General features: G+C 58.7%; 21 protein-coding genes. 13 read left to right on the top strand and 8 right to left on the bottom strand.

The features are described from left to right. Positions 1-37 precede the first annotated feature (37 nt). The 5 genes from ileS (at position 38) to BCF11_RS17240 (ending at position 6,552) form a co-directional block, all read left to right on the top strand. A complete protein-coding gene (gene ileS / locus BCF11_RS17260; protein WP_098495831.1) occupies positions 38-2,941 on the top strand; it encodes an isoleucine--tRNA ligase in 2,904 nt (967 codons plus the stop codon). A 114-nt stretch (positions 2,942-3,055) separates the two neighbouring features. Further along, positions 3,056-3,568, top strand: a complete 513-nt coding sequence (gene lspA / locus BCF11_RS17255) for a signal peptidase II (RefSeq protein ID WP_098495830.1) — start codon at positions 3,056-3,058, stop codon at positions 3,566-3,568. A 53-nt stretch (positions 3,569-3,621) separates the two neighbouring features. After that, positions 3,622-4,827: a bifunctional phosphopantothenoylcysteine decarboxylase/phosphopantothenate--cysteine ligase CoaBC gene (gene coaBC, locus BCF11_RS17250; RefSeq protein ID WP_098495829.1), complete on the top strand. Its 1,206-nt coding sequence runs from the start codon at positions 3,622-3,624 to the stop codon at positions 4,825-4,827. Between the two features lie 175 nt (positions 4,828-5,002). Then, positions 5,003-5,452 carry a dUTP diphosphatase gene (gene dut / locus BCF11_RS17245; protein WP_098495828.1) on the top strand — a complete coding sequence of 150 codons (450 nt, stop codon included), beginning with the start codon at positions 5,003-5,005 and terminating at the stop codon, positions 5,450-5,452. 11 nt (positions 5,453-5,463) lie between these two features. After that, positions 5,464-6,552 (top strand): M48 family metallopeptidase, encoded by a 1,089-nt coding sequence (locus BCF11_RS17240; RefSeq protein WP_233212519.1) that lies wholly within the window; start codon positions 5,464-5,466, stop codon positions 6,550-6,552. A 92-nt stretch (positions 6,553-6,644) separates the two neighbouring features. On the opposite strand, the gene clpA is transcribed toward BCF11_RS17240, so the two are convergent. Continuing rightward, positions 6,645-8,945, bottom strand: a complete 2,301-nt coding sequence (gene clpA / locus BCF11_RS17235; protein ID WP_098495826.1) for an ATP-dependent Clp protease ATP-binding subunit ClpA — start codon at positions 8,943-8,945, stop codon at positions 6,645-6,647. Further along, positions 8,942-9,250 (bottom strand): ATP-dependent Clp protease adapter ClpS, encoded by a 309-nt coding sequence (gene clpS, locus BCF11_RS17230; RefSeq protein WP_098495825.1) that lies wholly within the window; start codon positions 9,248-9,250, stop codon positions 8,942-8,944. Before clpS ends, clpA begins: the two co-directional genes overlap by 4 nt. A 319-nt stretch (positions 9,251-9,569) precedes the next feature. Here clpS and BCF11_RS17225 point away from each other — a divergent pair, with 319 nt between their 5' ends. After that, positions 9,570-9,773 carry a cold-shock protein gene (locus BCF11_RS17225; RefSeq protein WP_009665919.1) on the top strand — a complete coding sequence of 68 codons (204 nt, stop codon included), beginning with the start codon at positions 9,570-9,572 and terminating at the stop codon, positions 9,771-9,773. 146 nt (positions 9,774-9,919) lie between these two features. On the opposite strand, the gene icd is transcribed toward BCF11_RS17225, so the two are convergent. Continuing rightward, on the bottom strand, positions 9,920-11,173 hold the full coding sequence (gene icd / locus BCF11_RS17220) for an NADP-dependent isocitrate dehydrogenase (RefSeq protein WP_098495824.1): 1,254 nt from the start codon (positions 11,171-11,173) through the stop codon (positions 9,920-9,922). Positions 11,174-11,312: 139 nt separating this feature from the next. On the opposite strand from icd, the gene BCF11_RS17215 reads away from it, so the two are divergent. The 3 genes from BCF11_RS17215 to BCF11_RS17205 all read left to right on the top strand — a co-directional run bounded on the left by BCF11_RS17215 (position 11,313) and on the right by BCF11_RS17205 (position 12,849). Further along, positions 11,313-11,882: a pseudouridine synthase gene (locus BCF11_RS17215; RefSeq protein WP_098495823.1), complete on the top strand. Its 570-nt coding sequence runs from the start codon at positions 11,313-11,315 to the stop codon at positions 11,880-11,882. A 151-nt stretch (positions 11,883-12,033) separates the two neighbouring features. Then, on the top strand, positions 12,034-12,255 hold the full coding sequence (locus BCF11_RS17210; protein WP_098497548.1) for a hypothetical protein: 222 nt from the start codon (positions 12,034-12,036) through the stop codon (positions 12,253-12,255). Positions 12,256-12,393: 138 nt separating this feature from the next. Continuing rightward, positions 12,394-12,849 carry a DUF192 domain-containing protein gene (locus tag BCF11_RS17205; RefSeq protein WP_098495822.1) on the top strand — a complete coding sequence of 152 codons (456 nt, stop codon included), beginning with the start codon at positions 12,394-12,396 and terminating at the stop codon, positions 12,847-12,849. A 157-nt stretch (positions 12,850-13,006) separates the two neighbouring features. Here BCF11_RS17205 and rpsT read toward each other — a convergent pair whose 3' ends face one another. Next, positions 13,007-13,276, bottom strand: coding sequence for a 30S ribosomal protein S20 (gene rpsT / locus BCF11_RS17200; protein WP_038486574.1), 270 nt, complete (start codon positions 13,274-13,276; stop codon positions 13,007-13,009). A 148-nt stretch (positions 13,277-13,424) separates the two neighbouring features. On the opposite strand from rpsT, the gene BCF11_RS28025 reads away from it, so the two are divergent. From BCF11_RS28025 to BCF11_RS17190, 3 genes are all read left to right on the top strand, one after another. Further along, a complete protein-coding gene (locus tag BCF11_RS28025; RefSeq protein WP_158229219.1) occupies positions 13,425-13,592 on the top strand; it encodes a hypothetical protein in 168 nt (55 codons plus the stop codon). A 9-nt stretch (positions 13,593-13,601) separates the two neighbouring features. Next, positions 13,602-15,152 carry a murein biosynthesis integral membrane protein MurJ gene (gene murJ / locus BCF11_RS17195; RefSeq protein WP_098495821.1) on the top strand — a complete coding sequence of 517 codons (1,551 nt, stop codon included), beginning with the start codon at positions 13,602-13,604 and terminating at the stop codon, positions 15,150-15,152. Positions 15,153-15,249: 97 nt separating this feature from the next. Next, positions 15,250-16,101: a SirB1 family protein gene (locus BCF11_RS17190; protein WP_098495820.1), complete on the top strand. Its 852-nt coding sequence runs from the start codon at positions 15,250-15,252 to the stop codon at positions 16,099-16,101. Between the two features lie 26 nt (positions 16,102-16,127). Here BCF11_RS17190 and BCF11_RS17185 read toward each other — a convergent pair whose 3' ends face one another. Both BCF11_RS17185 and BCF11_RS17180 read right to left on the bottom strand, forming a co-directional pair. Beyond that, a complete protein-coding gene (locus tag BCF11_RS17185) occupies positions 16,128-16,682 on the bottom strand; it encodes a GNAT family N-acetyltransferase (RefSeq protein WP_233212518.1) in 555 nt (184 codons plus the stop codon). Positions 16,683-16,726: 44 nt separating this feature from the next. Beyond that, positions 16,727-18,634 (bottom strand): ATP-binding cassette domain-containing protein, encoded by a 1,908-nt coding sequence (locus tag BCF11_RS17180; protein WP_098495819.1) that lies wholly within the window; start codon positions 18,632-18,634, stop codon positions 16,727-16,729. Between the two features lie 421 nt (positions 18,635-19,055). Here BCF11_RS17180 and BCF11_RS17175 point away from each other — a divergent pair, with 421 nt between their 5' ends. After that, positions 19,056-19,814, top strand: coding sequence for an MHYT domain-containing protein (locus BCF11_RS17175; RefSeq protein ID WP_098495818.1), 759 nt, complete (start codon positions 19,056-19,058; stop codon positions 19,812-19,814). Between the two features lie 23 nt (positions 19,815-19,837). Here BCF11_RS17175 and BCF11_RS17170 read toward each other — a convergent pair whose 3' ends face one another. Both BCF11_RS17170 and BCF11_RS17165 read right to left on the bottom strand, forming a co-directional pair. Beyond that, positions 19,838-20,833, bottom strand: a complete 996-nt coding sequence (locus tag BCF11_RS17170; RefSeq protein WP_098495817.1) for a hypothetical protein — start codon at positions 20,831-20,833, stop codon at positions 19,838-19,840. 263 nt (positions 20,834-21,096) lie between these two features. After that, complete coding sequence (locus BCF11_RS17165; protein WP_098495816.1) at positions 21,097-23,568, bottom strand: prolyl oligopeptidase family serine peptidase; 2,472 nt, start codon at positions 23,566-23,568, stop codon at positions 21,097-21,099. Positions 23,569-23,633: the final 65 nt, after the last annotated feature.

The raw sequence follows: 23,633 nt of genomic DNA, 5'->3' as shown, positions 1-23,633 counted from the left end.
CGATAGCAGGCCCCACCGAATTCCATTAAAGAAAATTATGTCCGATCAGACCAGCAAACCAGAAAACACCAAGGCGGCAAAGCCAGTCAAGCAGACTAAGCCGCAAAGCAAATACCCGGTCAACATGACCGAGACGCCATTCCCCATGCGCGGCGATCTCGCCAAGCGTGAGCCGCAATGGGTCAAGCAATGGCAGGAAAAGAAAGTCTACGAACGGATCCGCAAGGCTTCCAAGGGCCGGCCGAAATTCATCCTGCATGACGGTCCGCCGTATGCCAACGGCGAGATCCACCTGGGCCACGCCGTCAACAAAATCCTCAAGGACATGATCGTCAAGGCCCGCAACATGGCCGGCTTCGACGCGCCTTACGTGCCGGGCTGGGATTGCCACGGCATGCCGATCGAAATCCAGATCGAAAAGAAGTACGGCAAGAACCTGCCGGTGGCGGAAGTACAGTCCAAGGCGCGCGCCTACGCCAATGAACAGATCGACCTGCAGCGCAAAGACTTCATCCGTCTCGGTGTGCTGGGCGAGTGGGATAATCCGTATCTGACCATGGCCTTCCGCAATGAAGCCGATGAGTTGCGCGCGCTCGGCACCATCCTGGAAAAGGGCTACGTTTACCGCGGCCTGAAGCCGGTCAACTGGTGCTTCGACTGCGGTTCGGCCCTGGCTGAGGCGGAAGTGGAATACCAGGACAAGCGCGATCCGTCGATCGACGTCGGCTTCCCGTTTGCCGAGCCGGCCAAGCTGGCTGCGGCCTTCGGTCTGCCGGCGCTGCCGACCGACAAGGGCTATGTGGTGATCTGGACCACGACGCCATGGACCATCCCGTCCAACCAGGCGCTCAACGTCCATCCAGAAGTCGACTATGCGCTGGTGCAGACGGTGCGCAACGGCGAGCCGCTGCTGTTGATCCTGGCGCAGGACCTGGTGGCGGATTCGCTGCAGCGTTTCGGCCTCGAAGGCTCTGTCGTCGCCAGCTGCAAGGGCGAGGCCCTGTCGCTAATCAATTTCAAGCACCCGCTGGCCGCTGCCGATCCAGGCTATGAGCGCCTGTCGCCGGTCTACCTGGGCGACTACGTGACGACCGACAGCGGCACCGGTATCGTGCACTCGGCGCCTGCCTACGGCATCGAAGACTTTATCTCCTGCAAAGCGCACGGCATGAAGGACGACGACATCATCAGCCCGGTCATGGGCGATGGCAAGTTCGCCTCCTGGCTGCCGTTCTTTGCCGGCATGACCATCTGGGAAGCGTCCAAGCCGATCTGCAGCAAGCTGGAAGAAGCCGGCGCGCTGTTCAAGCTGGTGATGTTCGATCACAGCTACATGCATTGCTGGCGTCACAAGTCGCCGATCATCTATCGCGCCACCTCGCAGTGGTTCGCCAGCATGGACAATTTGCCGACGGATGGCCACGCCAGCCTGCGCGCCACCGCGCTGCAAGCGATCGACGAAACCGCATTTTTCCCAAGCTGGGGCAAGGCGCGCCTGCACGGCATGATCGCCAACCGTCCGGACTGGACCTTGTCGCGCCAGCGCCAGTGGGGCGTGCCGATGGCATTTTTCGTGCATAAGGAAAGCGGCCAGCTGCATCCGCGCACGCCGGAGCTGCTGGAGCAGATCGCCCAGCGCGTCGAGCAGCATGGCATCGAAGCATGGCAGGCGCTGGACCCTAAGGAATTGCTGGGTGACGACGCTGAGAATTACGTCAAGAACAAGGACACGCTGGATGTCTGGTTCGATTCCGGCTCGACCCACCAGACCGTGCTGCGCGGCTCGCACGCCGACCAGCTGCAGTTCCCGGCCGACCTTTACCTGGAAGGCTCGGACCAGCATCGCGGCTGGTTCCACTCCTCCTTGCTGACTTCGGCCATGCTGAACGGCCGCGCACCTTACAACGCCTTGCTGACGCACGGCTTCGTGGTGGATGGCGAAGGCCGCAAGATGTCGAAATCGCTGAAGAACGGCGTCGAACCGCAAAAGGTGGCGGACTCGCTGGGCGCGGAAATCCTGCGCCTGTGGGTTGCTTCGAGCGATTATTCCGGTGAAATCACCATCTCCGAAGAGATCCTCAAGCGCGTGACGGAATCGTATCGCCGCATCCGCAATACCCTGCGCTTCCTGCTGGCGAATACCTCTGACTTCAATCCGGCGACCGACGCCGTGCCGATCGCCGAGCTGCTGGAAATCGACCGCTATGCGATCGCCAGCATGGCGCAGCTGCAGGCCGACATCCTGAATCATTACGAGACTTACGAATTCCATCCGGTGATCTCCAAGCTGCAGATGTATTGCTCGGAAGACCTGGGCGGCTTCTACCTGGATATCCTCAAGGACCGCCTGTACACCAGCGGCGTCAGCTCGACGGCAAGGCGTTCGGCGCAAACCGCGATCTGGCATATCACCCAGGCACTGTTGCGCGTGATGGCGCCGACGCTGTCGTTCACCGCGGAAGAAGCCTGGTCCTTCTTCGCCAGCCCGGAAGCGTTTGCCGCCAGCGATGAAACCATTTTCACGCAGACCTATTACACGCTGCCGGAAATCGACGGCGCCGCGGCCCTGATCGAGAAGTTCAACGCCGTGCGCGCGGTGCGCGCCGACGTCACCAAGCAGCTGGAAGAAGTGCGGGTAGCCGGCGGCATTGGCTCCTCTTTGCAGGCGGAAGTCGAAATCAAGGCTGCGGCGGCCAAGTACACGCTGCTGAGCAGCCTCGGCGACGATCTCAAGTTTGTGCTGATCACTTCCAGCGCCAGCGTATCGGAAGTGGCGAGCGAAGCGGAAGAAGCGATCTTGGTGACGCCATCGACCCAGCAGAAATGTGAACGTTGCTGGCACTACCGGGCCGACGTCGGCAGCCACCCGGAACATGCGGGCCTGTGCGGACGCTGCGTCGCCAATCTGTTTGGCAAGGGCGAACAGCGGCACGTTGCCTGAGCCGTTGATTAGCTAGCCTGATTGAATCAATCCTGCGCGGCTGGCGGCGATCGTCCTGCGATCCTGTGAGCTGCGCACTTTACCGCCACATTGCTGAGAACTGACAAATCCCCTATGGCTACCAAAAAGCGCTCTTCCCCTATCTCTACCACCTCCTCGAAATACGGCCTGGCGCCATGGCTGGCGATCGCCGCGCTGGTGCTGGTGCTCGACCAGCTGACCAAGATCACCATCGTGCGCCTGTTCAGCTACGGCGAGTCGCTGGCGGTGACTTCTTTCTTCAACCTGGTGCTGGTGTATAACAAGGGCGCCGCCTTCAGTTTCCTTTCGACCGAATCGGGCTGGCAACGCTACTTTTTCACTGCCCTCGGCATTGCAGCGGCATTGTTCATTACTTTCTTGCTGAAACGGCATGCCGGCCAGCGCATGTTCTGCACCGCGCTGGCGCTGATCCTGGGCGGCGCCATCGGCAATGTGATCGACCGCATCGCCTACGGCCATGTGATCGATTTTCTCGACATCTACGTGCGCAACTGGCACTGGCCGGCTTTCAATATCGCCGATAGCGCGATCTGCGTCGGTGCGGTATTGTTCGTCATTGATGAATTGCGCCGCGTAAACAAATAAGCGAGCAAATAAGTAAGTAAGCAGATAATTGACGCATTACTCCAGGAGCTGACATGGATCTCGCTGGTAAAAAAATCGTGCTGGGACTCACCGGCGGCATCGCCTGCTACAAGGCGGCGGAATTCACGCGGGCGCTGATCAAGGCCGGCGCCTCGGTGCAAATAGTGATGACGGCGGCGGCAACGCACTTCATTACCGCCGTCACCATGCAGGGCCTGTCCGGCAAGACGGTGTTTACCGATCAGTGGGATGCACGCATCGGCAACAACATGCCGCATATCGACCTGACCCGCGACGCCGACGCCATCGTCATCGCGCCCTGCTCCGCTGATTTCATTTTCAAGCTGGCGCACGGTGCCTGCGACGACCTGTTGTCGACTTTATGCGTCGCCCGTCCCGCTACCGTACCGCTGCTGGTGGCGCCGGCGATGAACGTCGAGATGTGGCAGAATCCTGCCACCCAGCGCAACCTGACGCAACTGCAGGCGGACGGCATCCAGCTGCTCGGTCCCGACGCCGGCGAACAGGCTTGCGGCGAAGTCGGCATGGGCCGCATGCTGGAAGCCGATCAGTTGCTGGAAGAAGTGATCGCCTCATTCCAGCCCAAGCTGCTCAAAGGCAAGCGCCTGCTGGTCACTGCCGGCCCGACTTTCGAGCCGATCGATCCGGTGCGCGGCATCACCAACCTGTCCTCCGGAAAAATGGGTTATGCGGTAGCGCGGGCGGCTTACGAGGCCGGCGCCGAAGTAACCCTGGTGTCTGGTCCGACCGCGCTGACGACGCCGTATGGCGTACGCCGCATCAGCATCCAGACCGCGCAGCAGATGCACGATATCGTGATGGCGCAAATGGCGGCGCAAGGCGGCACCGATATTTTCATCGCCGTGGCGGCGGTGGCGGACTGGCGCGTAGCCAACGCCAGCAGCCAGAAACTGAAGAAGAATGCCGACGGCAGCGCCCCGCAACTGGTGTTCGAGCAAAACCCCGATATTCTGGCAACAGTTGCGGCGCTGCCAAAAGCGCCGTACTGTGTCGGTTTTGCCGCCGAATCGGAGAACCTGCTGCAATATGGCGAAGCCAAGCGCATCCGCAAAAATGTGCCGCTGCTGGTCGGGAATATCGGCCATGACACATTTGGCAAGGACGATAATCAATTAGTATTGTTTGACGCCGGCGGCCACACCGAGTTAGCGCGCGCCGGCAAGCAGGAACTGGCGCGCCAGCTGATCGCCGCCATCGCCGCCCGTCTTGGCAAATAGAATTGCCAGGCAACTTTAGCATCCGCACGGCGCCGCCCGCTTGACCATCGGCGCCGTGCATCGAAAACCAGAATCGGCTTCACATGTAAACACCTGACGGGAATGTTCCTGTCCTGCTTTTTCATTTGCTTAGCTTATCGTTTCATCTTCACCTTACAGATTGTTACCAAATTCAATGAACATCATCGACGTCAAAATTCTCGACCCACGCATGCAAGATCAACTGCCGGCCTACGCCACCGAAGGCAGTGCGGGCCTGGACCTGCGCGCCTGCCTGGACGCCCCGCTGACGATCAAGCCCGGCGAGACCCATCTGATTCCAACCGGCCTGGCGATTCACATCGGCGATCCGGCCTATGCCGCCATGATCCTGCCGCGCAGCGGCCTCGGCCACAAACATGGCATCGTGCTGGGGAACCTGGTGGGCCTGATCGACTCTGATTACCAGGGTCAGCTGATGGTATCCACCTGGAACCGCGGACAGACCGAATTTACCCTTAATCCCATGGAACGGCTGGCGCAGCTGGTGATTGTGCCGGTAGCACGTGTCAGTTTTAATGTCGTAGCAGATTTCGAGAGCAGCGAACGCGGCGCGGGCGGCTTCGGCAGCACTGGAAAACATTGATGGAGAAAATAATGAGATTGACGAACGCTCCCGCATGGCATGGCCTCAAACGCTATGCCGCGGTGACCTTGCCGCTGGTATTGCTGGCAGCCTGCACCACTACCGAGACCATCCCTCCCGGGATAGTAAAACCGGTAACGCCGGTGGCCCCCAAGCCGGTGGCTGCCACCGCGCCGCCGCAACAGGCTGAGCTGAAAACCCTGATCGGCCTGCAGGACCGCCTGTATGACGTCGCCGCTCCGCTGCTGGTGAATAACGCCCTGCTGTGCCGGAACAACGCGCGCAACCTGCTGGGCTTCACGGCAAAAACCAAATACTCCTTTACCGCGGAATTCATCGCCGCCGCCTCCTCCCTCGGCTTGACCGATCAATTGCAGATCACCGGCGTGCTGGCCGGCAGCGGCGCCGCCAAGGTCGGCCTGCAACGCGGCGACCTGCTGGTATCAATCCAGGACAAGCCGGTGCCGGTAGGCGCCGATGCGGAACGCCAGACCGCGTTGATGCTCGGCCCGCTGGTCAACGGCCGCAACACCATCAAGGTCACCGTCGCCCGCAACGGCAGCAACCAGACCATGAACGTGCCGCTGACCCGCGCCTGCGCCTTCGGCATCGAGCTCGGCAACACCGATAACGTGATCAGCTATGCCGACGGCCGCCGCGTGCTGGTCAGCGCCGGCATGATGAAATTCACGCAAAGCGATGATGAACTGGCGCTGGTGATCGCCAAGGAAATGGCGCACAACTCGCTGACCCATCCTTCGCGCCAGCGCAACACGGCGACCATGACCGGCGTCATCGACAACCTGATCCGCCTGCGGCCCGACACTACCTCGCTGAGCGGCGCGGCCGGGGTCAAGCCTTATCCGCAGCAGCTCGATGCGGCGGCGGACAAACTGTCGCTTTACATGGTGGCGCGCGCCGGCTACAAGGTCGACAATGCAGCAACCTTCTGGCAACGGCTGGCGACGCAGTATCCAGCCACGGTCCTGAACGGCTATACCGCGATCCACCCTGCCACCGACTATCGCATGAGCGCGATCCAGCAAGCCGTTGCCGATATCCAGGCGAAACAAGCCAGCGGCGCTGTCATCCAGCCGTAAGCGAAATTTTCGCCCGGCGATAAAAAAGCCTGAACCGCTTGCGTGGTTCAGGCTTTTTGCTTTACTGCTGCCGGCGTCGGCTCAGGGAAAGCTTACTCCACTTCCACCGTTTCCTCGGGAGCGGACGGCGTGGAGCTGTCTTTCTCGGCAAAGTCGAGGCTGATCTGCTCCTTGTCGTCGAGATCGACCGTGACGCGGCCACCGGTCACCAGCTTGCCGAACAACAATTCATCGGCCAGCGCCTTGCGTATCATGTCCTGGATCAGACGTGACATCGGCCGCGCGCCCATCAACGGATCGAAGCCCTTCTTGGCCAGGAACTTGCGCAAGTTCTCGGTAAAGACTGCTTCCACCTTTTTCTCGTGCAGCTGCTCTTCCAGCTGCATCAGGAACTTGTCGACCACGCGCAGGATGACTTCTTCATCCAGTGCATGGAAGCTGATGATGGAATCGATGCGGTTGCGGAACTCAGGCGTAAACATGCGCTTGATATCCGCCATCTCATCGCCGGCTTCCTTCTTGTCGGTAAAGCCGATCGAGCGTTTCTGCAGGCTCTCCGCACCGGCATTGGTGGTCATGATAATGATCACATTGCGGAAGTCCGCCTTGCGCCCATTATTATCGGTCAAGGCGCCGTGATCCATCACCTGCAGCAGGATATTGAAAATGTCCGGATGGGCTTTTTCGATTTCATCCAGCAGCAGCACCGCATGCGGCTTCTTGGTCACGGCCTCGGTCAGCAGACCGCCCTGGTCGAAACCGACATAGCCCGGAGGCGCGCCGATCAGGCGGCTCACCGCATGGCGCTCCATATATTCGGACATGTCGAAACGGATCAGGTCGATGCCCATGATGAACGCCAATTGCTTGGCCACCTCGGTCTTGCCGACGCCGGTAGGACCGGAGAACAGGAAAGAACCAATCGGACGGTCGGTCTTGCCCAAACCGGCGCGCGCCATCTTGATCGCCGACGCCAAGGCATCGATGGCTGGATCCTGGCCAAACACCACATTGCGCAAATCGCGGTCTATGGTCTGCAGCTTGCTGCGGTCGTCCTGGTTGACCGACTGCGGCGGAATCCGCGCAATCTTGGCGATGATGTCTTCGATCTCGCCTTTGCCAATCGTCTTTTTCTGCTTCGACTTCGGCAGGATGCGTTGCGCCGCGCCCGCTTCGTCGATGACGTCGATAGCCTTGTCCGGCAGATGGCGGTCGTTGATGAAACGCGCCGCCAGTTCAGCCGCACTGGTCAGGGCGGATGCCGAATACTTGACGCCGTGATGTTCTTCAAAGCGTGACTTCAGGCCGCGCAGGATCTGCACGGTTTGCTCGACGGTCGGTTCGTTGACGTCGATCTTCTGGAAGCGCCGCGACAGCGCGTGGTCTTTCTCGAACACGCCGCGGAATTCAGTATAGGTGGTGGCGCCGATGCATTTCAGCTGGCCGCTCGACAAAGCCGGTTTCAGCAGGTTGGATGCATCCAGCGTGCCGCCGGAAGCCGAGCCGGCGCCGATGATGGTGTGGATCTCGTCGATGAACAGGATGCCGTGCGGGCTGTCCTTGAGTTGCTTGAGCACCGCTTTCAGGCGCTGTTCGAAATCGCCGCGGTACTTGGTGCCGGCCAGCAGCGAACCCATGTCGAGCGAGTAGACGATCGCATTCTGCAGGATCTCAGGGACTTCGCCCTGGGTGATGCGCCATGCCAGTCCTTCGGCGATCGCGGTCTTGCCGACGCCGGCTTCGCCGACCAGCAAGGGATTGTTCTTGCGGCGGCGGCACAAGGTCTGGATCACGCGCTCGACCTCATACTCGCGGCCGATCAACGGATCGATCTTGCCTTCGGTCGCCAGCTTGTTCAGGTTTTGCGTGAACTGGTCGAGCGGGCTTTCCTTGGCCTGGCCCTCGGCCTGCACTTCTTCAGCGCCTTCCGAAGACTTCTGCACGTCGGCTTGCTGGTCCTTGCGCACGCCATGTGAAATGAAGTTGACGACGTCGAGACGGGTCACGCCTTGCTGGTGCAGGTAATACACCGCATGCGAATCCTTCTCGCCGAAGATAGCCACCAGTACATTGGCCCCGGTAACTTCCTTCTTGCCGTTGGAAGCCGATTGCACATGCATGATGGCGCGCTGGATGACGCGCTGGAAACCCAGGGTAGGCTGGGTATCCACCTCATTCGAACCCGGCACCGTCGGTGTGTTGTCGCCAATAAAGATGGTCAGCGTCTTACGCATATCATCGATGTTGACGGCGCACGCGCGCAACACCTCTGCCGCGGACGGGTTGTCGAGCAAGGCCAGCAGCAGATGTTCCACGGTGATGAACTCGTGCCTTGCTTGTCGTGCTTCGACAAACGCCATGTGCAAACTTACTTCCAGTTCCTGCGCAATCATGCTTCCTCCATCATGCATTGCAGGGGATGCCCTGCTTTGCGTGCGTGCGTTAATACCAGTTCAACTTTTGTGGATGCGATATCTTTAGGATACACACCACACATGCCTTTGCCATCGCGATGCACTTTCAACATGATCTGGGTTGCCGCTTCACGATCCTTGTTGAAGTATTCCTGCAAGATAGCGACCACGAACTCCATTGGAGTGTAGTCGTCATTCAGTAAAAATACCTGATACATGGACGGCGGCTTGAGCTTTTGCTCTTGTCGCGTCGCTACTGTCCCGTCTTCGTGCTTGGTTACCATGCGCCTATTCTAAAACCTTCCTGCAAATGCGCAACGCGCCATACTGAATAAAATAACGTTTATATCGATATTACGCGTTTTCCGATTGCTATGCAGATGACGTTGGAACAGATTAAATCAAGAGCAAAAAACACATCGTTTCTTGAAATTTAATTGCATACAGGAAATTACTTGACTTTTTTATTTTTTGCGCAAAGAATGACATTCATTGGTGAGCATGTTTCCGCTTATTAATAGAAGTGAGCAAGTTCTAGAAGGGGCAGGAAGCTTCTTGCTTTTACGGCTCGTGTGATTGTTATTATTTGAAAGACGCTATTTTATGGCAACAGGTACAGTCAAGTGGTTCAACGATTCTAAGGGCTTCGGCTTTATCACTCCGGATGACGGCGGTGAAGATTTGTTTGCACACTTTTCCGCAATCCAGATGAACGGCTTCAAGACCCTCAAAGAAGGTCAAAAAGTCCAGTTCGAAGTCACGCAAGGCCCTAAAGGCAAGCAAGCTTCTAACATCCAAGCTCCATAATATCGTTTTTGCGATATTCAGCAGTTTTTGTGAAAAACCTCACCGCGGTGAGGTTTTTTTATGGCCATCTGTTAGCGCTAACCGGATGGCCGGCGTAAAAAAAGCCAGAACGAATTCTGGCTTTTTTGTTTGGCTGACAGACTTACTTACATGTTTTCGATCAGGACGTCGCCGAAACCTGAGCAGGAAACCTGGGTCGCGCCTTCCATCAGGCGTGCAAAGTCGTAAGTGACCTTTTTCGAGGCGATCGATTTTTGCATCGAAGCGATGATCAGGTCGGCCGCTTCCAGCCAGCCCATGTGACGCAGCATCATTTCCGCCGACAGGATCAGCGAACCCGGGTTCACGTAGTCCTTGCCGGCGTATTTTGGCGCCGTGCCATGGGTCGCTTCGAACATGGCGACCGAGTCCGACAGGTTGGCGCCCGGCGCGATGCCAATGCCGCCGACCTGCGCCGCCAGCGCGTCGGAAATATAGTCGCCGTTCAGGTTGAGGGTGGCGATGACACTGTATTCATTCGGACGCAACAGGATCTGTTGCAAAAATGCATCAGCGATCGAATCCTTGACGATGATGTCGCGGCCGGTCTTCGGGTTCTTGAATTTCGCCCACGGACCGCCATCGATCAGCTCGGCGCCGAATTCCTTTTGCGCCAGGGCATAGGCCCAGTCGCGGAAGCCGCCTTCGGTGAACTTCATGATGTTGCCCTTGTGGACAATGGTCACGGATGGCTTGTCGTTGTCGATCGCGTACTGGATCGCCTTACGCACCAGGCGCTCGGTGCCTTCGCGCGAGACCGGCTTGATGCCGATGCCGGAAGTATTCGGAAAACGGATCTTCTTGACGCCCATTTCCTTGATCAGGAATTCGATCAGCTTCTTGGCGCCGTCGCTGCCTTCCTGCCATTCGATGCCAGCATAGATATCTTCCGAGTTTTCACGGAAAATCACCATATCGGTTTTTTCCGGCTCACGCACCGGCGAAGGCACACCCTTGAAGTAACGCACCGGACGCAGGCAAACATACAGGTCCAGCTCCTGGCGCAGCGCCACGTTGAGCGAACGGATGCCGCCGCCGACCGGAGTCGTCAGCGGGCCTTTGATCGACACCACGTAGTCGCGGACCGCGGCCAGGGTTTCTTCCGGCAGCCAGACGTCGGGACCGTACACCTTGGTCGATTTTTCACCGGCATACACTTCCATCCAGCTGATCTTGCGCTTGCCGCCGTAAGCCTTGGCGACAGCAGCATCCACCACCTTGATCATGACCGGGCTGATATCGACGCCGGTGCCATCGCCTTCGATGAAAGGAATGATCGGATTGTCAGGAACGTTGATCGAATAGTCAGCGTTAACAGTGATTTTCTTGCCTTCAGCAGGCACTTTGATATGTTGAGACATCAGTATCTCCGGAGTTGGGAGGTGAAATGCTACTAGACGGGTGTTGAATCATGGATGGTCTTATATAAGACATAAGACAAGCATTTCGTATTATGCACTAGTATTTTACTAGCCGCCATGTTTTTGCGACACTAGCGCCATGCCTCTAATCCTATTCAATAAACCGTTCCAAGTCATGTGCCAGTTCTCGGCGCATCCCAGCCGACCCACCCTGGCCGACTATATCGATATTCCCGATATTTATCCCGCGGGGCGCCTTGACGCAGACAGCGAGGGGCTGCTGCTGCTCACCGACGACGGCCAGCTACAACATAATATTAGTCACCCGGCGCTGAAACAGCCAAAGACTTATCTGGCGCAGGTCGAGGGAATTGCTGATCCGGCCCAGCTGGCGCGCCTGCGCGGCGGCGTCGATCTCGGCGATTTTATGACCCTGCCGTGCCAGGCGCGCCTGGTGGAAGCGCCAGACTGGCTGTGGCCGCGCGATCCGCCGATCCGTGCGCGCCATGACAAGCCCACCAGCTGGCTGGCGCTGACCCTGACCGAAGGAAAAAACCGCCAGGTGCGGCGCATGACGGCGGCGGTCGGCCTGCCGACCTTGCGGCTGGTGCGGGTCGCTATCGGCCAGGTATCGCTGCAAAGCCATCCGCTGTGGCCGGGCGAGTCTATGGAAATTGATCCAGGCGAATTGAGCAGCTTGAAAAAATAAGAGAGAGATTGTGGATACGCCGCCGATACAATTTGATACAGATATCTGCATAATTTAAAAAAGACTGTCAACCATCCGCTCCCGAGCGTCGTTATTCGCAGTGATTCAAGTGAATCATGATTGATTAACTCGCTAAAGAATGGATACCAAAATGAACAAACTGATCGCTGCCCTGGTTGCTGGCCTGTTCGCTACTTCCGTATTCGCTGCTGACGCAGCCCCAGCTGCTCCTGCAGCACCTGCTGCCGCTGCTGCAGAAGCATCGGCTCCAGCTGCCAAGAAGACTACACACAAAGTCAAGAAGGCTAAGAAAGCTGCTAAAGCAAAGGCTGAAAAAGCTGAAGCTCCAGCTGCTGACGCTCCTGCCAAGTAATTCCGGCATCAGCTTTACGAGAAAGGCAGGCCAGTCCTGCCTTTTTTTACGTCCTGAAACACACATACCCAGCACAGGCACCCCTCCGCCGATTTAGCTCTCTGTATAATCTCCCTACCCTAAAGGAGCTTTACCGACATGAGAAAAATCCGCGCCGTTTCCCTCGCAGCAGTTACCACAAGCTTTGCCCTTATCGCTGCCCTGCCGGCCGCAGCGCAGGAAAGCCAGCAGCAACTCCCCACTACCCCGCTGAATATCGGCATCCACGTCATCAAGGCGGAAGTTGCGCGCAGCGAAGACCAGCGCGAACAAGGTCTGATGTTCCGCAAGCGGATGGGCAGCAACGAAGGCATGGTATTCGTGTTCGACACCCCGGCCGGCATCTGCATGTGGATGAAGAACACGCTGATCCCGCTGTCGGTGGCCTTCATCGATAAAAAAGGCGCGATCCTGAACGTCGAGGAAATGAAAGCGCAGACGCTGGATTCGCATTGCGCCCAGGGAGCGGCATCCTATGCGCTGGAAATGAACAAGGGCTGGTTCAAGGACAAGAACATCAAGCCGGGTACTGTGATCGAAGGCTTGCCCCAGTAAGAGTAAGCGAGCGGACCAGGCGGCGGTCCGCCCGCCTGAACCGGCATAATCGAAAAAACAGACAGAAAAACCCTGCATAAGATGACTTATGCAGGGTTTTTCTTGGTCCAGCAACAAGCTAGTAAAATCCGCCGGCAGGCCGGCGGCTAAATACTAATTAAGCAGCCAGCGCTTTCAGAGCAGCGTTCAGACGGCTCTTATGGCGTGCAGCCTTGTTCTTGTGGATGATCTTTTTGTCCGCGATACGGTCGATGACCGATACGGATTTTTGCAGAACCAGCGCTGCTGCAGCTTTGTCGCCACCAGCATCGATTGCCTTGCGGGCAGCTTTGATCGCTGTACGCAGGGTCGAACGCTGACTGGAGTTGTGCAGGTTTTGCTGAACTGCTTGACGAGCACGCTTACGTGCTTGTGCGGTATTTGCCATTTATATTTCCTAAAACGAGGTCGGGAATGCTTACGCGGCAAACCTGACCGCGGCGCAGAATTCTGTAAAGCCACGGATTATAACCAGTTTTTGCGAAACAGGCAAATACCTCTTGCATCGGAAGCAATTCTGTCGCAAGAAAGCACACATGGCGGAATGGCTATCCTGCTCGAGGCCTGCGGCGGGAACATTCCAGGCCGAAGTCTATCACAGTTGCTATCTCACAACAGCAACCGCCAATCCGCAGAAAATGATCAAAAAAATAACAAACCAGATTCCCGAGAAAGCTGCGGCGGGCGATCCGCTCCAGCTATAATGCCGCTCCATGAACTTGCATAAAACGCTTGCCACCGTCTCTGGCATGACCATGGTGTCGCGTGTGACGGGCCTGATTCGCGAAATTCTCTACGCGCGCGCCTTCGGCGCCGACGGCTATACCGACGCCTTCGCCATCGCTTTCCGCATCCCCAACCTGTTGCGCCGGTTATTTGCCGAAGGGGCTTTTTCGCAAGCCTTCGTGCCTATCCTGGGTGAATACAAGAACCAGAAAGGCGAAGTCGCCACCAAGCAGCTGGTCGACCACGTCGCCACCGTGCTGACCTGGGCCATGCTGGTCACCTGCATCATCGGCATCCTCGCCACGCCGGCGCTGGTGTATTTCATTGCTCCCGGCCTGGGCGACAACAAGGATGTGCTGGGCGCCTCGATCTTCATGACGCGGGTCATGTTTCCCTACATCGGCTTCATGTCCTTCGTGGCGCTGGCTGGCGGCGTGCTAAATACTTGGCATGAATTCAAGATCCCGGCCTTTACCTCGGTCCTGCTGAACCTGGCCTTCATCGTCGCCTCGCTGTTCGTCGCGCCCTATATGCAGCATCCGATCTACGCCATGGCGTTCGCGGTGCTGGTAGGCGGCATATTGCAGGTCGCGATCCAGCTGCCGGCGCTGATCAAGGTCGGCATGCTGCCGCGGCTGGCGATGAATCCCATGACCGGCTTGCGTGACCTCGGCGTGCAGCGCGTACTGAAAAAAATGGGGCCGGCGGTATTTGCCGTCTCGGCGGCGCAGATCAGCTTGCTGATCAACACCAATATCGCCTCGCGCCTGGGCCACGGCAGCGTGTCGCTGTTGACCTATGGCGATCGCCTGATGGAATTCCCGACCGCCCTGCTGGGCGTCGCGCTCGGCACGATCTTGCTGCCCAGCCTGTCGAAAGCCAATGCCGACAAGGACCTCACCGAATATTCGTCGCTGCTGGACTGGGGCCTGCGCCTGACTTTCTTGCTGGCGTTGCCGTCCGCGGTCGGGCTGGCCACCTTGTCGGTGCCGCTCACCTCTACCCTGTTCCAGCATGGGAAGTTCGATGCTGCTTCGGTGGCGGTCACCAGCCAGGTCCTGATCGCCTATGGCGTCGGCCTGATCGGCTTGATCGTGGTGAAAATCCTGGCGCCGGGTTTTTATGCCAAGCAGGATATCCGTACCCCGGTCAAGATTGCCGTCGGCGTCCTCATCGCCACCCAGCTGATGAACTACGTGTTCGTGCCGATCTTCGCGGTGGCCGGGCTGGCGCTGTCGATCAGCATCGGCGCCTGCCTGAACGCCGGCTTTCTGCTGTGGAGCCTCATGCGGCGCGGCATCTACAAGCCGGAAGCCGGCTGGATCCGCTACTGCCTGCGCCTGCTCGGCGCCCTGTTCCTGATGGCTGGCGTCGCGCTCTGGAGCTCGCAGCAATTTGACTGGACCGGAGCGCACACCAGCTCGCTGATGCGGATCGGCGCCCTGTTTGCCGTGATGGCCGCCTGCGGAGCGACTTACTTTGGAGCACTACTGGCCATGGGATTCCGTTTCCAAGATTTCAAGCGGATTACGCGTTAAGCACTGCAAGCGCGGAACTATTGCAAGACCGCCATGCACGCCGCCCAGATTGCAGGCGCTCTTGATTTGGTTGTTACAGTCCACTAGGATAGGGGCTATGACGATCACATCTCTGGAATACTTTACCTCGCTGGTGCAGCACGCCAGCGATGTTCCCCTGTTCGAGGCAGCGCTGGCGATTGCCCAGGATGTCTATCCCCAGCTGGATTTCGACGCTCCGCAAAACGAGATGGACCGGCTGGCCAACACTTTGCGCCAGCGCCTGGCGGCAGACGCCACCGCTATCCAGAAACTGCGCTCGCTGAATCACTTTTTCTACCAGGAACTGGGATTCGCGATCAACGTCAATCATTATTACGATACCGACAACAGCTACCTGCACCGGGTCATCGCCAAGCGGCGCGGCATTCCGATCTCGCTGGCGCTGATCTATATCGAGCTGGCGCAGCAGGTTGGATTGCCGGTGCAAGGGGTTTCGTTCCCCGGCCATTTCCTGATGAAACTGACAGTGCCGTCGGGCGACATCATGATCGACCCCGCCAACGGCGCCAGCCTGTCGCGCGAAGAGCTGGAAGAACGGCTGGAGCCTTATCTGCCGACCAGCAACGATGAAGAAAGAGCGGCCAGCAGGCTGTCGCTGATCAGCTATCTGCAAGTGGCCCATCCGCATGAGGTCCTGGTGCGCGTGCTGCGCAACCTGAAAGCGATTTATCAACAAGGCAATCACTGGCGACGGCTGCTGGAAGTGCAGCAACGGATCCTGATCCTGCTGCCGGACGACGCTGTCGAGCGGCGCGACCGCGGGCAGGCCTTTGCGCAACTGGATTGTCCGCAAGCCGCGCTGGAAGATCTGGAATATTATCTGGCGCAGCGACCGCATGCAGCTGACGCGGCGCTCTTGCGGCAGCAGGTGATCGACTTGCGCGAAGCCAGCCGGCGCCTGAATTAGTTTGACTTGATTTAACTCAGTTTAAATTATGCAGCGCCCGCCGCCGGCCACTCGCTGCGCAACAGCGACAGCTGCAGCATGTCGTGATACTGGCCGCGCCAGTACCCGGCCTGACGCGAACATCCTTCATCGACAAAGCCAAGCTGGCGCAACAGTTTGAGCGACGCCAGGTTATCGGGGTGGACCATGGCCTCGATGCGATTCAGCGCCATGTGCCGAAAGCCCCAGCTCATCACGGCAGACAAGGTTTCCCGCATATAGCCCTGCCCCTGCGCGTGCGCTGCCAGCTCATAACCGATCATGCATTTGCGCCATGCCGGGTTCCATTTGAACAAGCCGCAGGTGCCAAGCAAGCCGGGCTGCCGGCGGGACTGGATCGCCCAGCGCGTACCCGGATTCTCATCCAGGCGCCAGCTGGCGAATTTCCTGATCAAGCCTTGCGCCGCGGCCAGGTCCGGCAGTGGATCGGTGCCGAACCAGCGCATCAGTTCGGGATTGCCATGAATCGCGAAGATAGCTTCGGCGTCTTGTTCGACCGTCTCGCGCAACAGCAGGCGCTCGGTTTGAAGCACCGGAAACATGTATTCCCCACTCATCGTCGGCATACCCTTTCTTGATTGCTAATTCAGCCCTTGCTGCGCGCCTCGATCACTTCCCATTTTTCCAGGTTCTCCAGCAGCAAGCCGTCGATTTCCGCGAAGCGTTCGTTGAGGCGCTTCACTTCTTCCGGTTTCTGCTTGTACAGATCGGGATCTTCCAGCTGGGCGGTGATAGTCTTTTGTTCTGCTTCCAGCTTGGCGATCAGGACCGGCAACTCTTCCAGCTCACGCTGTTCCTTGTAGCTCAGCTTTTTCTGCTTGGCCACCGGTGCGGCCGGCTCGGCTGCCTTCACTTCGGCTTTTGCTTCGCTCTTGGCCTTGGCGATCACGGCCGACTGGCTGGGACGCACGCGTTCCCAATCCGTATAGCCGCCGACATATTCGCGCCACATGCCATCGCCTTCGGCAGCAATCACCTGCGTCACCACATTGTCGAGGAAGGTGCGGTCATGGCTAACCAGGAATACGGTGCCGTTATAGTCTTCCAGCAGTTCTTCCAGCAGTTCCAGCGTATCGATATCCAGATCGTTGGTCGGTTCGTCCAGCACCAGCACGTTGGCAGGCTTGGCGAACAGACGCGCCAGCAGCAGGCGGTTGCGTTCGCCGCCGGACAACGATTTGACCGGCGAGCGCGCACGTTCCGGCGCGAACAGGAAATCGTTCAGGTAGGTCATCACATGCTTGCGCTGGCCGTTGATCTCGACCCAGTCGCTGCCCGGGGCGATGGTGTCGGCCAGGCTGGCGTCTTCATTCAGTTGCGCGCGCATCTGGTCGAAATACGCGATCTGCAATTTAGTGCCCTGCTTGATCGTACCGCTGTCCGGCTGATCTTCGCCCAGGATCAGTTTCAGCAAGGTAGTCTTGCCGGCGCCGTTCTGGCCGATCAAGCCAACCTTGTCGCCGCGCAGAATGGTGGCGGTAAAGTCGCGCACGATCGCTCTTTCGCCATAGGATTTGTTGACATCGGTCAGCTCGGCGACGATCTTGCCGGAGCGTTCGCCGGACGACACATCCAGCTTGACCTGGCCTTGCTGGTCGCGCCGCACGCTGCGCGCAATCCGCAACGCTTCCAGGCGGCGTACGCGGCCTTCGTCGCGCGTGCGGCGTGCTTGCACGCCCTTGCGGATCCAGATTTCTTCCTGCGCCAGGAATTTGTCGAACTTGGCGTTCTCGACTTCTTCGTTTTCCAGCTGCTCGGCCTTGCGCACCTGGTAAGCCGTGAAATTGCCGGGGAAGGACAAGATGCGGCCGCGGTCCAGTTCTATGATGCGGGTGGCGACGTTATCCAGGAAACTGCGGTCATGGGTGATGAACAGCACGCTGCCCTTGTAGTCGCGCAGCAAACCTTCCAGCCACATGATGGAGCTGAAATCCAGATGGTTGGTCGGCTCATCCAGCAGCAGCACGTCCGGCGTACTGACCAGGGCGCAAGCCAGCGCCACGCGCTTTTGCATACCGCCGGAGAGCTGGCCCATCAGCAGGTTCTTGTCCAGGTTGAGGCGGTCCAGCGTGGTTTCGACCTTGTTGGTCAGGCTCCAGGCGTCGGCGGCATCCAGCTTGCTCTGGATCTCGTGCATGCGTTCCATGATGGCGTCGTCGTTGTCGCCGCCGAACTGGCCGGTGAGCGCATCGTATTCGTTCAGCAGGGCCTGCATCTCGCCCATGCCGGCGGCGACGGCATCGAATACCGACATGTCCGATTCAAAATGCGGTTCCTGGTCGACGTAGGCGATCTTGATCCCCTGCTGCATCACCATCAGGCCGTCGTCCAGCCTGGAGACGCCGGCGATGGTTTTCAGCAGCGACGATTTGCCGGTGCCGTTGCGGCCGATCAGACCGACCCGCTCCCCAGCTTCCAGAGAGAATTCCGCGCGGTCCAGCAACGCGACATGACCAAATGCGAGTTGCGCATTGGAGATAGAAATGACAGCCATAATTTGGATGAGACCAGAAAAAGAAAGACCTGCGGTGGGCCAGGAGCTGGCAATACGCAGTCAATTGGATGAATGAACCGTACATTGTACCCATACTGGCGCGCCTGGTTATACATTTGTCGCTTTCCGCCCTTTGGCCTGTCTGTATTTCAGTACAGAAAACACTGGATAAACCCGCGCCGCCAATTTCCTTTCCGCTGACATTCCTGCCTAACAATACGTTACTTAATTATTCCACTGGTCATATTGCCACTAAGAAATTTAAAGTCTATATTATTTCTGCATGGAAACGTATCCATCAGAGATATAGACCATGGCGCTGTGCGTATCGCTTAAATTAAAAACAATATAGCTGCAAAGACAATGACAAGAGTCGCAGCAATGCGACGCTTGCCGCTCATATTCAAACAGGGAGAAAACCATGGATCCATTGCTAGGCCAGTTATTGACGCCCAGGTATGACGCTGCGCTGGTGTTACTGTCGTACCTGATTTCATTCTGGGGAGCGCTGCTGGCTCTGCAATGCGCCAAATCCATGTTCCGCAAAGACGGCACGCTGGACCTTGGCATGACTGTCTGCGCCGCCGCCTCGCTCGGCGGCATCGGCATCTGGTCCATGCATTTCCTGGCCATGCAGGCGTATCGCCTGTCCGTTCCGATTGCTTACGACGTCTGGCTCACCACGGCATCGCTGCTGGCCGCTATCGTAATTTCCGGCATTGCGCTGTATCTGGCCGGCAGCCACGGCAAGTTCAAGACTGCCGGCTGGCTGGCCGGCAGCTTACTGGCAGGCGTCGGCGTTTGCGTCATGCACTACATGGGCATGTATGCAATGAACCTGCGCGCCACCATGTCCTTGAATCTCACCACGGTCGCGATCTCCATGGTGATCGCCATCGTCGCCGCCAGCGCCGCGCTGTGGCTGGCCTTTAACCTGCGCCAGTTATTGCACAGGATAGCGGCGGCGCTGGTGATGGCGCTCGCGGTATGCAGCATGCACTACGTCGGCATGTACGCCGCCAATATGGTCTGCACCACCGACGCTCCGCTGATCCCTCTGAAAATCGGCGGCAACTATCTCGATGTTTCTGTCTACGCTGTCGCCGGCATGCTCTCCCTGTGCATCTTCTGGGTGGTGCTGGGACGCAGCATGGATGACAACAAGCTGGCCGAAACCTAGCACTGAGCAGCAGAAAACCAGCCTCAGAGATCGAAGCGCTTCATGACGCCGACTGTCATCAGGTCGGCGTCGTTTTTATTCCTGAAGGTGACCGCCCGCCCGAAACTGGCAAAGCCTTTCAGGTTGCTGCCAAGCTCGCGCCCAACCTGCAAGCTGATCAGGCCGTTGACGCGCCAATCGCCGCCATCCCTTTTATTGGTCGCCAGATAAGGGCCGGCGCCGGCGCTGATATCCCAATGCTCGGCAATCGGCTGCACGTACCAGCCTTGCATCGCCACGCCCTTGCGATTCACTCTTACCCCGTCATCGCCTTCCTCTATGGCGGAAACCGACGCGGCCCACTGCCCGTAATATTTTTTTGCTTCAAGCGCGTAACTGAATCTTTTCCCCGGTCCCGATTGATTGGTCTGCGCAAAACCTCCCAGCGCAGCAAGCCACAACGAATGGTCGGCGGCTGCATCAGGCGCGCTCACATGCGCGGCGCCGAGTTCTTTGCCGATGCCCAGCAGTAAAGCATCCGAGGAAGGCGCTCCGGGTGTGAGCACATGGTTATACGCCAGCCGTATGCTCAGGCCGGGCGAATATTGATCCAGTCGTCCGAGCAGCGCCACTGACAGCAAAGCCCCCAGGCGCGCGTCATCGTGCTCAGTGCCGTTAACCGTGGTTCTGTTCATGCTGAAATAGGGACCGGCGCCGAGTTCCAGGTCGAAGTGCGGCTGCAGGTTTTTCCGGTACAGCGCCTGCAAGGCATAGCCGTCACGATGATTGTTGTCGGGATGGCCTTCGTTGTAATACACATAATCGAGCCGCATCGTATCGCCTGCCGGCATGCGCCCGAAGAAGTCGACATTCTGTCCGAACCTGATTTCCGCCGCGCGCCAGCGCATGGGTTTCTGGCCGTCCATGCTGGTGCCGTAGAGGATGCCGTTGCCGAGCGCGAGCGAGGCATAGCTGCCGTTGCGGTCCGGCGCCCCATCGATTGCGGCGGAAGTTTCTGCCGCATGGATAAAAGGAGGCAAGCAAAGAAATGTACATGCCAGCGCAAGCTTCTGAAATTTTCTGTTTTTATCAGACATTTGGCTTCCTCATATGAAGAACGTCCTTCTGTGACGATCAAGTTAAGCTATCCGATGATGCAAGTCTATCTATATGAGTCAATCAAGCCAAATTTGTTTCATGTCGTTTTTATATTTCAATTTCAATAATACATGTTGAAACAATATCGCCTTGACGAAAAACAGGGACGCCAAGCGTCCCTATTTTCCATTGCCGCAATGTCGCCTCAGGGTTGAACCGCGGGCTTGCCCGGCCCGATATAGGTTTCCAGCCAGCGATTCGATTCGGCCAGCATCTGCATGATAGATTCACGCGCGCGATAGGCATGCGCCTCGTTCGGCAGCATTACCAAACGCGCTGTCCCGCCCAAGCCCTTGATGGCCGCATACATGCGCTCGCTCTGCACCGGGAAGGTGCCGGGATTGTTATCCTGCTCGCCGTGAATCATCAGCAAGGCATCCTTGATCTGGTCGGCATAGTTGAACGGCGACATGGCTTGGTAGACATCCCTGGCCTGCCAGTAATTGCGTTCCTCGGCCTGGAAGCCGAACGGCGTCAGCGTGCGGTTGTAGGCGCCGCTGCGGGCGATGCCGGCCTTGAACAATCGCGTATGCGCCAGCAGGTTGGCAGTCATGAAGGCGCCGTAGGAATGGCCGCCGACAGCAATGCGGTCACGGTCGGCGACACCCAGCCGCACTACCTCATCCACTGCCGCCTCGGCACTGGCGACCAGCTGCGCCACGTAAGTGTCGTTCGGCTCCTTGCTGCCCTCGCCGACAATCGGCACCGAGAACTCATCGAACACGGCGTAGCCCATGGCCAGGAAAGCCTGCGGCCGCCAGAAACCGATGCGATTGAAACGATAGGGTGAATCGGTGGTCTGGCTGGCCGCTTCGGCCGACTTGAATTCAGCCGGATAAGCCCACATCAGCATCGGCAGCGGACCATCGCGCTTGGCATCGTAGTTGGGCGGCAAGAACAAGGTGCCGGTCAGCTCCACGCCATCCTTGCGCTTGTAGCGGATCAGCTGCTTGCTGACGCCTTGCAGTTGCGGCGTCGGATGCGGGAAGTGCGTCAGCGCGCGCGGCGCCGACTGCGCATCCGCGCCGAGCTCGCGCACGAAAAAATTGCCGGGCTCGGTGGGCGACTCGCGCGCTGTCAGCAGCCGCTGGCCGCTATCGTCCAGCAGTACCTGCGGCGCTTCGTAATACGGCGCCTGTGAATGGAACAGACGCGTAGCCTGCAACGTTTGCAAGCTGACCTTGTCGAGGAACGGCCGGTCACCTTCCGGCGATGCGCCGCTGCCGATGCGGAAAATGCTGTCGCCGTCGGCGCTGACCAGCAGGCGCGTTTCGCCATGCTCATCGCGCACCGTGACGGGCCTGCCGGGATCTTTGTAGCGGTCTTCCGAAGAACCTTCGCGTATCAGTTGCGGCGCACGGTCCAGATGGTCCGGCGCGATACGCCATTCCTTGACCTGCCGGCTCTTCCACCAGTACTCGCTCAGCAGCGCCAGATCGCCATTACCCCAGTGGACACCGGCATAGCGCGAATTCAGACGCGCCAGCGTCTGCGGCGCCTGCTCGAACGGCGCCGCCTGCATCAGCACCAGGTCGCGGACCTCAGCCTGGCGCGCCGGATCGCCGCCATCCTGCGCCTCGGCCCAGACCAGGGTGGCCGGCGCATCGTTGCGCCAGTCGATCCTGCGGATGCCGGTAGGCACGGCGTCGTTGCCGGTCGGCAGACCTTCCACCAACGGCAGGCTGGCGATTTGCTTGACCAGCTTGCCGCTACGGTCCAGCACCTCGATCCGGCGCGGAAAACTGGTTACTGGCACCTGGTAGGAAAACGGCCGCTCGATGCGCTGGCGCAGCACATAGAGGCTGTCCGGCGACGGCTCCAGCGCCAGCGTCAACGCCGGCTCGCCCAGCTTGACGACCTTGCCATCCAGATCGATCAGCGCGGCTTGCGCGCGCAAATAATGCTCAAGAGTGAGCGCATCGTCCTCGTTCTTCAACAGATCCTGATAAGTAGGATTGCTCTTGACGCCGGCACCCGCCAGCGTCATCTGGGTATTGGGGCCGCGCGGAATGCCGTCCGCCAGCGGCGCCGCACCTTCCACCCGCAGTTGGACCAGCAGTTGCCGGCTGTCCGGCATCCAGCGATAGCCGTTTCCTGCGACCGTATTCAAGGACAGCTTGGTCAAGCGATGCGCGCGGCGCGCAGCGACATCGACCAGCCATAGCTCATTGGCGCCAGCCTTGGCATCGACCTGATTGAAAGCGATGTAGCGCTGGTCCGGCGACCAGCTTGAACTGGCGATAGACAGCGGCTGCGGCAAACCCTGCAGACGGATTTCCTTGCCGCTGGCGATATCCAGCAACTGCAGATCGCTGCCAAAGGAAAAGCGGCTTTGCGCATAGGTGCGCGGGTTGATGCGCAACCCCGCCAGCTTCAGCTCAGGCTGGGCGACTGCGTCGATGCCGGGCAAGGACGGCGTTTGCGTCAATGCCAGCAGGTCGCGCTGCGGACTCACCGACAGCTGCGGCGGCAGCGACGCATCCACCACTGCTTGCAGAGGCAGCGGCGGCAACTCATAGCCGCCTGCTGTTTTGGCTGGAGTTTGCGCCATGATTGCTGGCGGCTGCACCACCAGTAGGGAACCGACAAGGGCGAGACCTTTGGAAGACAATTTCATATCGATGGCTATATGGATTAATACGATGAATGAATGTAATAGACCGGATCAAGTTCGATGTGACG

This window comes from Collimonas sp. PA-H2 (assembly GCF_002564105.1).
Lineage (GTDB): Bacteria > Pseudomonadota > Gammaproteobacteria > Burkholderiales > Burkholderiaceae_D > Collimonas.
The sequence above is the reverse complement of the archived record's forward strand: the minus strand, read 5'-3'. Positions and strand labels throughout refer to the sequence as shown.

What these genes read in the sequence shown, in the direction of transcription:
- ileS (WP_098495831.1), top strand. Translation starts at nt 38, where the DNA reads ATGTCCGATCAGACCAGCAAACCAGAAAACACCAAGGCGGCAAAGCCA.
- lspA (WP_098495830.1), top strand. Translation starts at nt 3,056, where the DNA reads ATGGCTACCAAAAAGCGCTCTTCCCCTATCTCTACCACCTCCTCGAAA.
- coaBC (WP_098495829.1), top strand. Translation starts at nt 3,622, where the DNA reads ATGGATCTCGCTGGTAAAAAAATCGTGCTGGGACTCACCGGCGGCATC.
- dut (WP_098495828.1), top strand. Translation starts at nt 5,003, where the DNA reads ATGAACATCATCGACGTCAAAATTCTCGACCCACGCATGCAAGATCAA.
- BCF11_RS17240 (WP_233212519.1), top strand. Translation starts at nt 5,464, where the DNA reads ATGAGATTGACGAACGCTCCCGCATGGCATGGCCTCAAACGCTATGCC.
- clpA (WP_098495826.1), bottom strand. Translation starts at nt 8,945, where the DNA reads ATGATTGCGCAGGAACTGGAAGTAAGTTTGCACATGGCGTTTGTCGAA.
- clpS (WP_098495825.1), bottom strand. Translation starts at nt 9,250, where the DNA reads ATGGTAACCAAGCACGAAGACGGGACAGTAGCGACGCGACAAGAGCAA.
- BCF11_RS17225 (WP_009665919.1), top strand. Translation starts at nt 9,570, where the DNA reads ATGGCAACAGGTACAGTCAAGTGGTTCAACGATTCTAAGGGCTTCGGC.
- icd (WP_098495824.1), bottom strand. Translation starts at nt 11,173, where the DNA reads ATGTCTCAACATATCAAAGTGCCTGCTGAAGGCAAGAAAATCACTGTT.
- BCF11_RS17215 (WP_098495823.1), top strand. Translation starts at nt 11,313, where the DNA reads ATGCCTCTAATCCTATTCAATAAACCGTTCCAAGTCATGTGCCAGTTC.
- BCF11_RS17210 (WP_098497548.1), top strand. Translation starts at nt 12,034, where the DNA reads ATGAACAAACTGATCGCTGCCCTGGTTGCTGGCCTGTTCGCTACTTCC.
- BCF11_RS17205 (WP_098495822.1), top strand. Translation starts at nt 12,394, where the DNA reads ATGAGAAAAATCCGCGCCGTTTCCCTCGCAGCAGTTACCACAAGCTTT.
- rpsT (WP_038486574.1), bottom strand. Translation starts at nt 13,276, where the DNA reads ATGGCAAATACCGCACAAGCACGTAAGCGTGCTCGTCAAGCAGTTCAG.
- BCF11_RS28025 (WP_158229219.1), top strand. Translation starts at nt 13,425, where the DNA reads ATGGCGGAATGGCTATCCTGCTCGAGGCCTGCGGCGGGAACATTCCAG.
- murJ (WP_098495821.1), top strand. Translation starts at nt 13,602, where the DNA reads ATGAACTTGCATAAAACGCTTGCCACCGTCTCTGGCATGACCATGGTG.
- BCF11_RS17190 (WP_098495820.1), top strand. Translation starts at nt 15,250, where the DNA reads ATGACGATCACATCTCTGGAATACTTTACCTCGCTGGTGCAGCACGCC.
- BCF11_RS17185 (WP_233212518.1), bottom strand. Translation starts at nt 16,682, where the DNA reads ATGTTTCCGGTGCTTCAAACCGAGCGCCTGCTGTTGCGCGAGACGGTC.
- BCF11_RS17180 (WP_098495819.1), bottom strand. Translation starts at nt 18,634, where the DNA reads ATGGCTGTCATTTCTATCTCCAATGCGCAACTCGCATTTGGTCATGTC.
- BCF11_RS17175 (WP_098495818.1), top strand. Translation starts at nt 19,056, where the DNA reads ATGGATCCATTGCTAGGCCAGTTATTGACGCCCAGGTATGACGCTGCG.
- BCF11_RS17165 (WP_098495816.1), bottom strand. Translation starts at nt 23,568, where the DNA reads ATGAAATTGTCTTCCAAAGGTCTCGCCCTTGTCGGTTCCCTACTGGTG.